Origin of the sequence: Chryseobacterium sp. c4a, from assembly GCF_009900745.1 — a bacterium.
In the GTDB taxonomy this organism is placed as follows: Bacteria; Bacteroidota; Bacteroidia; order Flavobacteriales; family Weeksellaceae; genus Chryseobacterium.
In genome coordinates this window covers 115,645-131,215 of record NZ_WXVU01000014.1, presented here as the reverse complement: position 1 = coordinate 131,215, position 15,571 = coordinate 115,645, and the positions used below count along the sequence as shown (strand labels likewise).

Annotated in this window: 19 protein-coding genes; 18 read left to right on the top strand and 1 reads right to left on the bottom strand. The window is 35.1% G+C overall.

Annotated features, from left to right (window positions below):
* The first annotated feature begins 61 nt into the window (after window positions 1-61).
* From GTR01_RS17640 to GTR01_RS17625, 4 genes are all read left to right on the top strand, one after another.
* Window positions 62-1,087, top strand: a complete 1,026-nt coding sequence (locus GTR01_RS17640) for a hypothetical protein (protein WP_160139085.1) — start codon at window positions 62-64, stop codon at window positions 1,085-1,087.
* Window positions 1,088-1,215: 128 nt separating this feature from the next.
* Window positions 1,216-3,012, top strand: a complete 1,797-nt coding sequence (gene lepA / locus GTR01_RS17635) for a translation elongation factor 4 (protein WP_160139084.1) — start codon at window positions 1,216-1,218, stop codon at window positions 3,010-3,012.
* 162 nt (window positions 3,013-3,174) lie between these two features.
* The gene (locus GTR01_RS17630) at window positions 3,175-3,630 is read left to right on the top strand and encodes a T9SS type A sorting domain-containing protein (protein ID WP_160139083.1); all 456 of its coding nucleotides are present in this window, start codon (window positions 3,175-3,177) and stop codon (window positions 3,628-3,630) included.
* Window positions 3,631-3,644: 14 nt separating this feature from the next.
* Window positions 3,645-4,799 (top strand): hypothetical protein, encoded by a 1,155-nt coding sequence (locus GTR01_RS17625; protein ID WP_160139082.1) that lies wholly within the window; start codon window positions 3,645-3,647, stop codon window positions 4,797-4,799.
* Window positions 4,800-4,834: 35 nt separating this feature from the next.
* Here GTR01_RS17625 and GTR01_RS17620 read toward each other — a convergent pair whose 3' ends face one another.
* Window positions 4,835-5,596 (bottom strand): hypothetical protein, encoded by a 762-nt coding sequence (locus GTR01_RS17620; RefSeq protein WP_160139081.1) that lies wholly within the window; start codon window positions 5,594-5,596, stop codon window positions 4,835-4,837.
* A gap of 62 nt (window positions 5,597-5,658) precedes the next feature.
* Between GTR01_RS17620 and GTR01_RS17615 the strand changes: the two genes are divergently transcribed.
* The 14 genes from GTR01_RS17615 to GTR01_RS17550 all read left to right on the top strand — a co-directional run bounded on the left by GTR01_RS17615 (window position 5,659) and on the right by GTR01_RS17550 (window position 15,569).
* Window positions 5,659-6,354, top strand: a complete 696-nt coding sequence (locus GTR01_RS17615) for an NUDIX hydrolase (RefSeq protein WP_160139080.1) — start codon at window positions 5,659-5,661, stop codon at window positions 6,352-6,354.
* 345 nt (window positions 6,355-6,699) lie between these two features.
* Window positions 6,700-7,242 carry an NADAR family protein gene (locus GTR01_RS17610; protein WP_160139079.1) on the top strand — a complete coding sequence of 181 codons (543 nt, stop codon included), beginning with the start codon at window positions 6,700-6,702 and terminating at the stop codon, window positions 7,240-7,242.
* A gap of 124 nt (window positions 7,243-7,366) precedes the next feature.
* Complete coding sequence (locus GTR01_RS17605; protein ID WP_047489898.1) at window positions 7,367-7,702, top strand: hypothetical protein; 336 nt, start codon at window positions 7,367-7,369, stop codon at window positions 7,700-7,702.
* Between the two features lie 2 nt (window positions 7,703-7,704).
* Entirely contained in the window at window positions 7,705-8,559 is an 855-nt protein-coding gene (locus GTR01_RS17600) for a hypothetical protein (RefSeq protein WP_160139078.1), read from the top strand.
* A gap of 44 nt (window positions 8,560-8,603) precedes the next feature.
* Window positions 8,604-9,674, top strand: a complete 1,071-nt coding sequence (locus GTR01_RS17595; RefSeq protein WP_160139077.1) for an adenylosuccinate synthetase — start codon at window positions 8,604-8,606, stop codon at window positions 9,672-9,674.
* A 76-nt stretch (window positions 9,675-9,750) separates the two neighbouring features.
* Entirely contained in the window at window positions 9,751-10,227 is a 477-nt protein-coding gene (locus GTR01_RS17590) for a macro domain-containing protein (protein WP_160139076.1), read from the top strand.
* Between the two features lie 6 nt (window positions 10,228-10,233).
* A complete protein-coding gene (locus tag GTR01_RS17585) occupies window positions 10,234-10,824 on the top strand; it encodes a DUF4291 domain-containing protein (protein WP_228452273.1) in 591 nt (196 codons plus the stop codon).
* Between the two features lie 10 nt (window positions 10,825-10,834).
* Entirely contained in the window at window positions 10,835-11,272 is a 438-nt protein-coding gene (locus GTR01_RS17580; protein ID WP_160139074.1) for an ADP-ribosylation/crystallin J1, read from the top strand.
* A 122-nt stretch (window positions 11,273-11,394) separates the two neighbouring features.
* Window positions 11,395-12,210 (top strand): TIGR02452 family protein, encoded by an 816-nt coding sequence (locus GTR01_RS17575; protein ID WP_160139073.1) that lies wholly within the window; start codon window positions 11,395-11,397, stop codon window positions 12,208-12,210.
* Entirely contained in the window at window positions 12,207-12,842 is a 636-nt protein-coding gene (locus GTR01_RS17570) for a DUF4291 domain-containing protein (protein WP_160139072.1), read from the top strand. The genes GTR01_RS17575 and GTR01_RS17570 overlap by 4 nt, the downstream gene beginning before the upstream one ends.
* Before the next feature lie 45 nt (window positions 12,843-12,887).
* The gene (locus GTR01_RS17565) at window positions 12,888-13,403 is read left to right on the top strand and encodes an O-acetyl-ADP-ribose deacetylase (protein ID WP_160139071.1); all 516 of its coding nucleotides are present in this window, start codon (window positions 12,888-12,890) and stop codon (window positions 13,401-13,403) included.
* Between the two features lie 56 nt (window positions 13,404-13,459).
* Window positions 13,460-14,146: an SIR2 family NAD-dependent protein deacylase gene (locus tag GTR01_RS17560; RefSeq protein ID WP_160139070.1), complete on the top strand. Its 687-nt coding sequence runs from the start codon at window positions 13,460-13,462 to the stop codon at window positions 14,144-14,146.
* Complete coding sequence (locus GTR01_RS17555) at window positions 14,146-15,093, top strand: ADP-ribosylglycohydrolase family protein (RefSeq protein WP_160139069.1); 948 nt, start codon at window positions 14,146-14,148, stop codon at window positions 15,091-15,093. Before GTR01_RS17560 ends, GTR01_RS17555 begins: the two co-directional genes overlap by 1 nt.
* Complete coding sequence (locus GTR01_RS17550) at window positions 15,090-15,569, top strand: hypothetical protein (protein WP_160139068.1); 480 nt, start codon at window positions 15,090-15,092, stop codon at window positions 15,567-15,569. Before GTR01_RS17555 ends, GTR01_RS17550 begins: the two co-directional genes overlap by 4 nt.
* The last annotated feature ends 2 nt before the right edge of the window (window positions 15,570-15,571 follow it).

Here is a 15,571-nt window from a genome sequence, read left to right as displayed (position 1 = left end):
TTTTTTGTGAGAGCCGTTTAATTTCCCCTTTAAATCTATACTTTTGCCGAAAAAATAATAAATGAAAAAAATATTCTTCTTCTTGCTGATGGCAGTTTCATTATCAGCACAGAAAACAGAATTAGTAGAATTGAAGCAAAACATTAAAGATCGAAGAGGAATTGCAAAATCAATAACCATTATTGATAACCGAGCTGATAAAGAAATAGGGAATACCTTGTTTCATAAAGAAACCTATACATTTAAATTTGCGAATGATGATTTGAAGAGCCACATTGAAAATTGGTTCTTAAAGGATAATAAAACGAGAGGAAATAATGATATCGTTTTATTATTAGAAGATTTAAAAGTTTATAGTGAGGATCCGGAAGCAAAAATACCCACTACAAAAATTAAAATTAAACTTTCAAGTTTTATCAAAAGAAACAATAAGTATTATTTTCTAAACCGTTTTCAAAACATTATTACCTCCGAATCAAGCTTCCCTAAACATGTAGCAGCCCAGATATCTAATGCTGTAACTAGTACGATCAGGGATTCTTATACATGTTTACCTTTGGTGGGGACAATTTCTGAGGAAGAGTTACCGAATTATGAGCAATATCTAACTAAGATTTCTCCTGTTTTTGGTAATGCTGAATTAAAAGATGGAGTGTATAAAGATTTTAGATCGTTTTATGATCAGAAACCTGAGCCGGGATATGTTATAGATAAAAATAAAAAAGGGAGAGTAACCAATATTAAAGATACTAATGCAACTTTGAATCAGGAGGTTATAGATAACGAATTAGTATTTGGATATATAGAAAATGGTAAAGCGTACAGATCTACACCGGCTGGATATCTGGAAATGATAAAAGACGATAAAGGGTTTTATGTTGTTGCCAATAAGACAGAGCTTTTTGTTGGCAATGGAGCTAATGGAGCTAATGGGGCCATGATCGGTGCTATGGCAGGAGGAATTGTTGGAGCATTGATTGGAGCAGCTATTGATTCCGGTTCTAGTAGAAGGAGCAGCAATGTGGATACTTCAAATATGCCGAACATATATCTTGATTCATTAACCGGAAGTTATATGTTTGACTAATCATAGAAAGAAAATAGAGGGAGATTTTTTAGATTTTATCGGGTATTTCAAATAAATTGATACAATAAGATCATGAAAGACAATAATCTCTCGCTTTTTTTTATCTTTGCAAATTACAAGATTCTTAAATGAAAAACATACGAAATTTTTGCATAATCGCTCATATCGACCATGGTAAAAGTACCTTGGCAGATCGTCTTTTAGAGTATACCAATACCGTTACTCAAAGAGAACTACAGTCTCAGACGTTGGATGATATGGATTTGGAAAAGGAACGTGGGATTACAATTAAATCTCATGCGATCCAGATGGATTATGAATATAAAGGAGAAAAATATATTCTAAACCTAATTGATACACCGGGACACGTAGACTTCTCTTATGAAGTTTCCCGTTCTATTGCTGCTTGTGAAGGAGCGCTTCTTATTGTGGATGCTGCTCAAAGTATTCAGGCACAAACCATCAGTAATTTATATTTAGCATTGGAAAATGATTTAACGATCATTCCGATTTTGAATAAAATTGACCTTCCATCTGCTAATCCTGAAGAAGTAACAGATGAGATTATGAATCTTATCGGTTGTGAATATGAAGATGTATTGAGAGTTTCAGGGAAAACGGGAGAAGGAGTTCATAATTTATTAGAACAAATCGTTGAAAGAATCCCTGCACCTGTTGGAGATCCGGAAGGGCCACTTCAGGCTTTGATTTTTGACTCTGTTTACAACCCGTTCAGAGGGATTGAGGCTTACTTCAAAGTGGTAAACGGGAGTATTACTAAAAACGAAAAAATCAAATTCTTCGCAACAGGAAAAGAATATGGAGCTGATGAGGTAGGTACATTAAAATTAAAACAGGTTCCAAAGAAAACCATTCAGTGTGGAGACGTAGGATATTTGGTTTCAGGGATTAAAGATGCCCGTGAAGTAAAAGTAGGAGATACCATTACTTCTTTTGAGAAACCGGCAGACGGCCCAATTGATGGATTTGAAGAGGTAAAACCAATGGTATTTGCTGGTATTTATCCGATTGATTCTGAGGATTTTGAAGAATTAAGATTCTCTCTTGAAAAATTAAGACTGAATGATGCTTCTCTAGTTTTCGAACCGGAAAGTTCAGCAGCTCTTGGTTTTGGATTCCGTTGCGGATTCTTAGGAATGCTTCACATGGAAATTGTTCAGGAACGTTTGGATAGAGAGTTCAATATGAACGTTATTACGACGGTTCCTAACGTATCTTACTTTGGGTATACGAAAAAAGAACCTGAAGTTCCGATTCTGATCAATAACCCGTCTGAAATGATGGATCCTTCTACCATGGATAGAGTAGAAGAGCCTTTTATTAAGGCTTCTATCATTACAAAATCTGACTTCGTTGGAGCTGTAATGACTCTATGTATTGAAAAGAGAGGAGAGATCGTTAACCAGAGTTATTTAACATCAGAAAGAGTTGAATTAATCTTCAATATGCCTTTGGCTGAGGTAGTTTTCGACTTCTATGACAGACTAAAATCTATCTCTAAAGGATATGCATCATTCGACTACCATCCAATCGGATTCAGAGCTTCTAAGCTTGTAAAAATGGATATCCTGATTAATGGTGACATGGTAGATGCCCTTTCATCTTTGATTCACGACAGTAATGCTTACTATATTGGTAAGAGAATGTGTGAAAAACTTCGTGAGCTGATTCCAAGACAGCAGTTTGATATCGCTGTTCAGGCAGCATTAGGAACGAAAGTTATTGCAAGAGAAACCATTAAAGCTCTAAGAAAAGATGTTACCGCAAAATGTTATGGAGGAGATATTTCCAGAAAGCGTAAGCTATTGGAAAAGCAGAAAGAAGGTAAGAAAAAAATGAAGCAGATCGGAAGAGTAGAAGTACCACAGTCTGCATTCATGGCTGTATTAAAGCTGAATGATTAATCATCGATTATATAATATCAAAAACCGGTTATTGACCGGTTTTTTTATGCATTGATCCGAAGAATATCACCTGTTATTTTTAAATTAAAAGAAATTAAACATAAAATAAATTTTTAATAAGGGGTCATTCTTTGTGCTATATTTACTGCAAAATTAATTTCCATGAAAAAAATCTATTTACTCGGTGGGCTTTTTTTTACTGTTTTAATCTATTCGCAAAGCCTTGTGGGAGGAATCAATTCAGGGAGTATGTCCAATGAGGCTCTTATTCATACAGTGGGAGAAATCTATGTGATTCCCACCAACCCTGATCATCAGAATACCGGAACACCAGGAATTTTATATCAAACTGTTTTAAACGTATTAGGCGTTAATGAAGTTATTGCAGAACAGGAAAAAGTAAGTGTTTACCCTAATCCGACTGCAAATTATATTACCCTCAATGTTTCTTCAAGAATAAAACCAAGAGAAGTTATGATATATGATATGTCTGGAAAACTGATCGCTCAAAAAGAGATTAAAGAAAGCCGTATCGACTTGTCTTTTCTTACCCAAGGAATTTATATGCTGATATTTAAAGATTCAGAATTAAAGCCAGTAAAAGTTATTAAAAAATAAATCAAAATAAAACCATGAAAAAAATATACACCCTTCTTGTAGCTCTGTCTGCAACCTTATTTACCTTTGCACAAGTTCCTGAAGCATTTTCTTATCAGGCTATTGCTTTCAATTCAACGGGATCTCCGGTTGCCAACGGAAATGTTTCAGTAAGAATTAGTATTCTGAATAACTCTGTAAATGGAACTAATATTTATACAGAGACTCATACAAAAACAACCAATTCCAAAGGATTAGTCAATCTTAATATAGGGCAGGGAACACCGGTTTCCGGTTCATTTTCCGGAATTAACTGGGCTGCAAGTTCTAAGTTTATTAAAGTAGAAATGGATCCTGCAGGAGGAACGAATTATACGAATGTCGGAACCAATCAGCTAATGGCTGTTCCTTATGCAATGGTTGCCAATAAGGTTAATGTCTCTTCTAAAGATTCATCAATAGGAGATGATATCATTGAGAGTAAAAGCAGCAATTATTATTTTCTGGATAAGTTTGATCGTAAAATTTATGCTTTCAACTCTAAAACAGGTATCTGGTCTTCAAAGTTATACAATGTAGAATACACTAATAATAACATTACCCCAACCATTAATGCCTCTAATGGAAATATCATATTTACAGACAAATATGAACGTACGGTAAACGTTTTTAATTCCAAAACAGGAAATTGGTCTTCTCAGCTGTTTAATGTTTGGTATTATAACAATGGTCATTCAAGCCCTGAAGTTGTAACAATGGATAACGGGAATGTAATGTTCATTGATAAAGAAGATCATAAAGTATATACATTCAACTATATAAGCGGTACTTGGTCTGGGCAGGAATTCAATGTTGGCTATCCTAATAACAATAGTACTCCTACAGTAATCTATTCAGGAAGTAACTTTGGATTTGTAGATAAATATGAGCATAGCATCAAAGTATTCAATTCAAAAACGATGGAATGGAAGACCCAGGAGTTTAGTATTGGTTATTTTTATAATAATGGAGGATTGGGAAATCCGGAAATTATAGCGAACAATGGAAACTTTATGTTCACAGACAAATACGACCATAAAGTCTATGTATTTAATTCCAAAACAGGAAACTGGGTAGCACAGGAATTTAATGTCGGATATTTTAATAACAATATGAGTGTCCCTACAACAGGGGTATCCGAAACCAAATAATTTTGAAACCGCATTCCTTATAAAGAATGCGGTTTTTATTTAATTTCAAAATATCTGTCTTGATCTTTTATTATTTTCTTATCATAATTCATTGTAAAAGGCTCAGATGTAGCACTGCCAAAAGATAATTTAAACTCTCCCTTATCTTTTCCGGGGAGAAAATTTACAGAAGCAACTATAATTTCGTCAGAACCAAATTCCCAATAAATACGATCCCATGATGGATCTCCGCAAACGATCGCATTGTCATTCCTTAATAATTGCCATTTTTTCCTGTCATTTAAAATAGCTGGAAATAAGTTTTTAAATTCTGGCAAAATTAGTTTACGACCGGAAATATTTTTTATAAATACGGGAAATGACTTATATTTCTTTAATGTTTTGGTTTCAAAATTATAGGCATATTTGGGAATTGTATCTTGCACTTTCGCTATTATTTTTACATTTTCTGAGCTTAATGAATCGTAAACGACGGCTTTGTTAGAAAAGGTAACCCTATCTAAAAAGGGATAAAAGTATTTCGAAAGAATATAATCTCTTACCGAGTCCTGTTCTATTTTAAAGCCTGGAGGCGGTGGAGGCGGAGCCAACATAGTTTTGAAATATTTTACATTTATAGATGAGGTTTCTTTTCCAATATAAATAATTCCGGTTCCTACTTCTCCAAGACCTTCATTAAAATGTTGAAAAGTCAGATTGTCCTTTTTTTCATAATGCAGGGTAATGGAATCTGCAAAGGATTCTTTTTTACAAGAAATTAGCCCTAGAATAAAAATAAGGCATAAAAGCTTTTTCATAATTAAGTAAAAATAGTAAATATTTATTCATAACTTTGCGTATTCGTAACGCAAATTAATTTATGGGGTCACCAAAAAAATTACAGGATATAAAAGTGGCTGTAGATGCAGTTATTTTTGGATATTTCGACAAGAAAGATCTACAGATACTTTTAATAAAAAGAAATATAGAACCTTTTAAAGGCGGATGGGCACTTCCGGGAGGACTCGTTTTAGATGATGAAAACCTGGATGATGCTGTAAAAAGAGAATTGCATGAAGAAGCAGGCATAAAACCCGATTTTTTAGAACAACTCTATACATTTGGTAACGTAGGCCGCGACCCAAGAAATAGAGTGGTTTCTGTGGCTTATCTGGGGCTTGTGAACCCATCTTATCATGAACTCTTTGCTGACTCTGATGCAGATGATGCACAATGGTTCAGCGTCAATCAACTTCCTTTAGTGGCCTTTGACCACAAAAATATTATTGATATTGCCTTAAAAAGACTTCGTACCAAAATTCAATACCAACCAATTGGCTTTAATCTTCTTAACGAAGAGTTTCCTTTCTCAGACCTTGAAAACCTTTATAAAACAATTGTAGGACAGGAAATAGACCGTAGAAACTTCCGTAAAAAAATCATGAGCTACGGATTGCTTAATGAAACCAATAACGTTAAAAAAGAAGGCAGCGGAAGACCCGGAAAACTCTTCACTTTTAATCAGGAAAAATACAAAGAGCTGGAAGAACAAGGATTCTACTTTGAAATCAAATAGTTTTTAACCACAAATTGCACAAATATTTTACACGAATAATTACATATTTATATGCTATTCATATAGTAAGAATTACGTTGAAATTGTTTGAGAAAAATATCCAGTACATACATTCAATAGGAACGGACTTTAGTCCGTTTTTTTATGAACAAAAATTCCATTGGCTTTAGCCAAAATCTATCCGATTAGCGTCATGTGTGCAAAATATTTGTGTTATTACTGTTTTATGACAATTAAGTTTTTAATCTGAAAATCAATTGTTTATATTTGTTAGTGTAAAAATAACACAAATAAATTTGGAGCATAAAATGATATTGTATTACATTTGCGTAGAAATAACACAATATGAAATACACCTTACAAAATATTAAAGAGAAATTTCAAAAGAAACAAAGGATAAAGTTTTTGTTTTTCTGGGGGCATACTGCTAAAAGTGAAATCACCAAATCATGTTTTAGCCAATGGTTTACAGGCAATTTTGAAGAAAATGGAATTGTCTACAAAACAGCAGAACATTATATGATGGCTGGGAAAGCAAGATTATTTAATGACCCTGAAACGCTGGAAAAAATATTGAAAGCTCCAAGTCCCAATCAGGTTAAAAGTCTGGGAAGAAAAGTAAAAAACTTTGATCCGAAACTTTGGAATGAACATAAATATGAGATTGTAAAACAGGGAAATCTTTTAAAATTTTCACAGAACAAAAAGTACAAAGACTTTCTTTTGTCAACAGGAGATAAAATCCTGGTAGAAGCCAGTCCTTACGATACCATTTGGGGAATCGGAATGCTGGAAACAGATTCAAGAGCAGAAAATCCTTTATTATGGAACGGAGAAAACCTTTTAGGATTTGCTTTGATGGAAGTAAGAGATGAATTAAGAGGGTAAAAACACAATAACCAGTCACAAAATAGTACTATGAAAGGATAAGACCTGATGAATACTAAAAAATGTTTTGCAAAACTATGTCCTTTTTAATTAGCGTAATAATAACACAAAAAAAATGATCAGTATGGAAGATGAATTAAAACCAAGATTTATCGAGTCATTACAAAGAAATAATGATCAGATCAGAGAAGACCGTGCGCGAACAATCGGAGAAGATTCAGAGTTGATTTACAGGCGCAAGGTAGAAGACATCGAGTTGAAAATAAAAAGACTCGAGCGTGAACAGGAAGGACTTATTGATATCAGTCCTTTGGATAGAAACAGTTTGACTTTTGCGGATTTTAATCCCGAAGCATTCGTTCAGAAAGACATGGAATTATCATTAACAATCAGAAATCTGAATATTCAGTTAGAAGTTTCTCAAAAGAGATTTGAATATTTATTTGGAAAAACATTTTAGTCATGGGAGGTACAAGATACGATATAGATGCTCGTTATGATAGAGCAAGTAGAGCAGGTTACGGAACAAAATCCGCAGGTGAAATTTTTACACAGAATGCCCAAAGAAAGGCACATCCATCAATGATTCCCCAGGGAATTTCTTTTAGGGAGTCCAGAGATTCTGAAGTGCATCCTAACACAGTTCCTATTGTTCTGGGGTTGGATGTAACCGGAAGCATGGGGCATATTCCACATCAACTGATCAAAGAAGGGCTACCAAAACTGATGGGTGGAATCATCCAAGGTGGAGTTCCCGATCCGGCATTGCTTTTCCTGGGAATAGGAGATCATGAATGTGACAGCTATCCATTGCAAGTAGGGCAGTTTGAATCCGGAGATGAAGAACTGGATATGTGGCTTACCCGAACTTATATAGAATCCGGAGGCGGTGGAAATGGAGGAGAAAGTTATCTATTAGCGTGGTATTTTGCCGCTTTCCATACCAGAACAGATGCTTTTGAAAAAAGAAATCAGAAAGGGCTATTGTTTACTGTAGGTGACGAACCTTGCCTGAAAGTTCTTCCGGCATCAGCCATAAGAGAAATTATGGGCTCAGGACAGCAAACCTATACTCATTATGAGCTTTTGGAAGAAGCTAAAAAGAAATATGAGGTATATCATATCAATGTTCTGCATTCTGATCAGGCTATAAGAGCAAATAGAGATTGGAAGGAACTATTGGGAGAAAATTGTATATCCATACAAGATCATAGAGATATTCCGGAAGTAATCACAAAGATTATCTGCAAAAAATTTAAAGAGAAAACCTTTGGAACACCAAACGTAGATGGATTAGACAATATACAGATGCTGTAGATCACAAATTAGCCAGAACGGCAATAACTTTAAAAATACCAGACATGAAAAAGGCGCAAATTGTTATAGGATTAGGTTTCGGAGACGAAGGAAAAGGAATCACGACAGATTTTCTGGCTCAGCAAAATCCTGGGGCTGTAGTCATCAGATTCTCAGGAGGACAGCAAGCTGCTCATACCGTGATGATGGATAGCAGAAAACATGTTCACTCAAGTTTTGCGAGTGGAGCCCTTCGTGGATTACCTTCTTATTTTACCGAACATTGCACAATTCATCCCTTATTTCTATTCAATGAAAGGGAAGAGTTAAAAGCAAAAAACGGAAATACAGAGCTTCATATTCATCCTTTAGCCAAGGTAACTACGCCTTTTGATGTCTGGCAAAACAGAACCAATACTAAAAATCTGGAACATGGAACCTGCGGAAAAGGAGTAGGAGCTACCATGAAAAGAAATGAAAGCCCTTACAAGTTATTTGCCATTGACCTCATTGCTCCTAAGGAAATGCTGATCGAAAAGCTGAAAGGGATTGCTTATTACTATGGTTTTATGGAAGAAGAACAGATCAATGAACAGATTATTCCTTTTTTAGCAGCTGTAGAGGAAATAGATTGGAAAATAATAGATTACAGTTATCTGAACTCATTTGAAAATCTCATTTTTGAGGGAAGCCAAGGCATTTTATTAGATATGGATCATGGTGTTTTTCCGAATGTGACATACGCTCATACAACTTCAAAAAATGCTTATGAGATCTGTAAAAAGCTCAATATTAAAGATATTGAAATGTATTATGTGACCAGAAGCTATGCAACACGTCACGGAAATGGGTGGATGAGCAATGAAAAAGAACTTCTTTTAAAAAACAATGAAGAGGAAACCTGTACCTTTAATGAGTATCAGAAAGAGTTGAGATTCGGAAGTTTAGATTATAAATTGTTGAATTATGCTTTAAAATTGGATGGAGCTTATATTACCCCGGTAAAAAAGAACCTGGTAATAACCTGTCTGGATCAGATGGATGAGGAATTTAAATTTGATCAGCTGGAAATAAAATTTGACAGTATTTTCGGATCTTATTCTCCTAATTCAAAATATTTTAAAAAGCTTTTTTAATACCTTCAGATAAAGATTTTATATTTAAGGGAGGAATAGAATGAAGAGGTAAATAATGAATTAAGAATAGATCACAATGAAAACGATACACTATTTAAAAGGAGACGCTACTGTTCCACAGGCAAAAGGAGTAAAGATCATTGCCCATATCTGTAATGATCTGGGAGGCTGGGGAAAAGGCTTTGTACTGGCGATTTCTAAAAGATGGAAAGAACCGGAAAAAGAGTACAGAAACTGGCATCGCTTCAGAAGTGAAAATAATTTTGCTCTGGGTGAAATTCAAATCGTGCAGGTTGAAAAATATGTGTATGTAGCCAATATGATCGGGCAAAAAGGAATGAAAACAGGAAGCAACGGAGTTCCTGTTCGATATGAAGCCATAGAAAAAGGCCTGGAAACACTTGCCCATGAAGCTTTAAAACTCAATGCAAGTGTTCATATGCCAAGAATCGGATGTGGACTAGCCGGAGGAAAGTGGGAACAAATAGAACCAATCATCGGAAAAACCTTGCTTGAAAATAATATTGAGGTATATGTGTATGATTTTGATTAATAAGTGATGAAAGAATTTGAAATAAGAGCAGATTATACCCGTGATACGATTGTTGTATATCAGGCTTATAACAAGTCCATTGCAAAAGCTGCGGTAGAAAATCAGAAATTTAGTGCTCCTTTTTCATTTAGCAGAATGACCTGGATTAAGCCTTCTTTTTTATGGATGATGGAGCGAAGTAATTACGGGCAGAAATCCAATCAGGAATGTACTCTTGCGATTCACATCAAAAGAGAAGCATGGGAAAAAGCTCTGGAACTGGCAATTTTAACTTCTCCTGAGAAAAGGGTATATCCTAAGCCCGGAATATGGGAAGAGGAGTTTGAAAAAGCCAAAGTATACGTACAATGGGATCCCGAAAGAAATATCAAAGGTAACAAGCTGGAATATCGTTCCATTCAGGTAGGAATCAGTCGATTTCTGATTGAAGAATTTAATGAAGATTGGATTGTAAAAATAGAAGACTATTCACCATTGGTTAAAAAGATTTTAAATCTTACCAAGCAGGGGGAATATGATAAAGCAAAAAAACTATTACCTGTAGAAAAAATATATCCGCTATCTAACGAAATTGCTCGCAGGATAGGATCAAATTAAGATTTTAAAAATGAAAACAATAAAACTTTACAGACCGGTAGGAGAAAAGGAAATGATGCTCATTGTTGAGAATGGATATAAAAAATTTCCTCCAAGACTGGAATGGCAGCCCATCTTTTATCCGGTTTTGGATGAAGACTATGCTTCAGAAATTGCTGAGAAATGGAATACCAGAGATGAATTTGGAAACTATCTTGGTTTTGTAACATGTTTTGATGTTTCTGAAGAAGTTGCTAACCACTATCCGGCACAGAATGTAGGAGCAAGAAATCATAATGAATTGTGGGTGCCATCAGAAGAGTTGGAGACATTCAACCAAGCCATTATTGGAAATATAAAGGTTATCAAAGTATATGTAGGAAACGATTTTAAAGGATCCTCTCATACTGAAATAGAAAGTCTGGTAAAGACTTTAAAAACAAACGCCACGAATTCCCTAGGATTGTAAAAACATTCCTGCATTCGTGGGCTAAAAAGAATTAAATGAATAATGCCACGAATGCAGGATTATGATGAGTTTTTAAATGATAAATAAACTAATAAATCCGTGGCCAAAAACAAAAAACAATCATGACAAATAAAGGAATGGCAAAAGATACATTAGATATCCTGGCCAGAAAATATTATATAAATACAGAAAACGAAAAAATAGATATAGCAAAAGAGCTGGAAACCAGTAAAAAGGAAACTTTGCTTTTCACTCCGGAACAACTTTCCGAACTGGCTACCGGCCCAATGCCGGAAGTACATTTTGAAACTCAATTTGAAACTTGGCGTTGCAGTTCACTAAAAGCTATTTTAGAATTAGTGAAAGAAGAAGATCAGGATAAGGTAATGTGCCTCAATTTTGCCTCAGCCAAAAATCCTGGTGGTGGATTTATCAATGGAGCTGAAGCTCAGGAAGAAAGCCTTGCAAGAACTTCAGGATTATATGAAAGCCTGTTAATGGCAGAAGATTATTACACATTACACCGCAGTATGGTCTCTTGCTTTTATACAGATACGATGATTTACAGCCCTAAAGTTCCTGTTTTCAGAAAAGATAAAGGAGAATTGCTGGAAAAACCTGTCATGTGTAATTTCATTACTTCTCCAGCTGTGAATGCTGGAGTAGTCAAGAGACAGGAGCCTCAAAGAGAAAAAGAGATATTAGGAGCAATGGATATCAGGACAGATAAGATGCTTGCACTCGCTTTACATCAGGGAAATGAAACCCTTATTTTAGGAGCCTGGGGCTGCGGAGTATTCAAAAATGATCCAAAAGAAATTGCCGGTTTGTTCAAAAAATATCTCCAGGGAAAATATAAGAACAAGTTTAAAAGAGTGGTTTTTGCAGTGTTGTCAAAGAAAGAAGAGATGCTGAAACCATTTGAAGAAATACAATGAAACTTAAAGTAAAAAAATATAAAGACCAGCTTCAGGAATGGCCTCAAAAAGGACATCATATCATGGCGCAATATGACGATGATAAAATAGTGGTTTACCAGTCTTATAAAAGGGGAATAGGCGAATTTGCCGTTAAAAATCAATATTTTGGTGGTGGATTCAGTCTGGAAAGAATGACATGGATAAAACCCAATTTTCTTTGGATGATGTACCGTAATGGTTGGGGAACAAAAGAAGGACAAGAATATGTATTGGCAATACATTTAAAGCTGAATGCCTTCAAAAGATATCTTGAAAATGCAGTAGTTTCTACCTATAATGATAATCTTGGCATATCCAGAGAGGAGTGGCAGAATCAGGTAAAAGAATCCTCTGTGAGACTTCAGTGGGATCCGGATCATGACCCTTTTGGAAATAAATTGGAAAGGAGAGCCATACAAATTGGTTTGAGGAATGAGTTCACCCATTCTTTTGCGAAAGAAGATATTATTTTAATTGAAAATATTTCAGATTTTGTCAAGGAACAATACCAATTTGTATTGAATGATGACTTAGATCAACTTGTCACTCCAGAAGAGAAACCGTTGTTATTTGAGGATGAAATTCTGAATGAGAAATTGAATTTAAAGTAATTTCCTTTAAAATACTTGATCCTGATTCAAATACCTTGAAGAAATATGAAAATTGAAATAATAAAAGGAGATATCACAAAGATTCAAGCAGATGCTATTGTCAATGCTGCCAATTCTTCCTTATTGGGAGGCGGAGGTGTAGATGGAGCTATTCATCGGGCAGGAGGATCGCAAATCCTGGAGGAATGTAGGACGATCAGAAACAGACAGGGTAAATGCAATACAGGAGAAGCAGTAGTGACAACAGCGGGAAATCTTCCTGCAAAATATGTCATTCATACGGTAGGCCCAGTCTGGAATGGAGATGAAGAAAAATGTGTTCGACTTTTGTCTGATTGTTATAGAAACTCTTTAAAGTTGGCGGAAAACATTGACGTTAAAATCATTGCTTTCCCAAATATCAGTACAGGAATCTATAAATTTCCAAAAGAATTGGCTGCGAAAATTGCGGTCAATGAAATAAAAAAATTTGAGTCGGATAGCATAGAGAAAGTTATTTTTGTCTGTTTTGATGAAGAGAATGAAGACATTTATAAAAGGCTTTTAAAATCTCCCCTTTAGAATCAATTATATTCGTGGCTAAAAAACACTGTGTACAAAGCAAAAATTTAAAACCAATGAAAAAACTAACCATATTAAGCGGAGCAGGAATCAGTGCCGAAAGCGGAATACAAACTTTCAGAGACGGAGATGGTCTTTGGGAAAATCATAATGTAACCGATGTGGCCAGTCCGGAAGGATGGAGGAAAGACAGAGCTTTGGTATTGGAATTTTACAACCAGAGAAGAAGGCAGCTTCATGAAGTAGAACCTAATGAAGCCCACAAACTGGTGGCAGAACTGGAAAAATATTTCGATGTTCAGATCATTACCCAGAATATCGATGATCTGCATGAAAGAGCAGGCTCTTCAAAAATCCTTCATATCCATGGAGAATTGTTCAAATCATGCTCATGTAATAATAAAAGATTGGTTTATGAGCAAAAAGATGACATTAAGATAGGAGATAAAGCAGAAGATGGTGCTCAATTAAGGCCATTTATAGTTTGGTTTGGGGAAGATGTTCCTTTATATCAGGATGCCAGAGAAATGGTAAAAGATTCAGATATTTTGGTGGTGATAGGAACCTCTTTACAGGTATATCCTGCGGCTGGATTAATCCATAACATTAAAGATGGCTGTCTTTTAATTGTTATCAATCCTAATGAAACAGGTTTTGGATACGGACAGAGAGCAGTAGTGATGAAAGAAACCGCCACACAAGGGATGAAACTTTTATTTGATAAACTGGTAAATCTTGCCTGATGGAAAATAAAGTAAAGGCAGGAATAATGGGAGTATGCATTGGTGATGCCCTTGGAGTTCCTGTAGAATTTAAAGATAGAGATTATCTGAAAAAGTTTCCTGTTACAGAAATGCAGGAATTTGGATCACATAGTCAACCCAAAGGAACGTGGAGTGATGATAGCTCTCTAACGCTCTGCCTTGCTGAGGTACTTACAAAAGGCTATAATCTGGAAAAGATAGGGCAAAGCTTTGTAAAATGGGTGAGATATGGCCACTGGACTGCTCACGGAAGACTTTTCGATATTGGAGTAACTACAAGAGAAGCTATTACAAGACTGATTAAAGGAGAGAGTGCCAGATTTTCAGGAAGTATTTTTGAAGAAGATAATGGGAACGGATCTTTGATGAGAATTCTTCCGCTAGCATTTTATTTAAAAGATGAAGAAAATATTGAAAAAATTTATCAAACGGTAAAGGAAGTCTCCACGATTACTCATGGACACTTCCGATCTGTTTTTTCATGTTTTATCTATGTGATTTTTGCGATTCAGCTAATAAAAGGAAAAAATAAAACGGAAGCATATACGCATATACAAAAGGTAGCCCTGGAATATTCAGAAAAACAATGGTTTAGCCTAAATGAAGTTGAACTCTTTCATAGAGTTTTAAAAAATGATATTTCAGGTTATCCAGAAGATGAAATAAGGGGAAGTGGTTATGTTCTCCATAGCCTGGAAGCCTCTCTATGGTGCTTTTTAAACTCAGAAAGCTATTCTGAAGCAGTATTGAAGGCCGTAAATCTGGGCGAAGATACAGATACTACTGCAGCGATTACAGGAGGGTTGGCAGGAATCTATTATGGATTTGAAAATATTCCGCAGCAATGGGTTGATGAACTGGTGCGAAAAGATGATATCGAAAAACTATGCGAAAAGCTAAGTAATAAATACTCAATAAATCAATGAAGTCTTTCCTAAAAATAATTTCCGATATATTTTCCAAGTCAGATCCAGAGAATGATATTTCGAATTTTCCTCTGAAGAAATATAAAGGAAGAATTGAAATCAATAAAGCGTTGGAAATAGAAAACTGTAATGTTCATTATTCTCCGGATTATGCATTTCATACACCGGATGAAGTTTTGAATATTTTAAAGGATCAGCCCTTACTTTGGATAGATAATCAAAATAGCCTGTTGGGATTTTCAGATCAAAAGAGAACTTTATTAATACCTCTGAATAAGATCAATGGAATAGAAATTCAAAATATGTTAAAAGGAAGAGGGCCAGCAGAAGCTGGGTTATGGGTTTATTTATATAAAAAATCATTTGTAACACTTGCAATATCACCAGAGATCTATTATTTTGATCAATATGCGGATGAGATCACCAAAACAACAGGGTTTATAGTAACATTTTCCCCGGAATTTTATAATGCTTAATT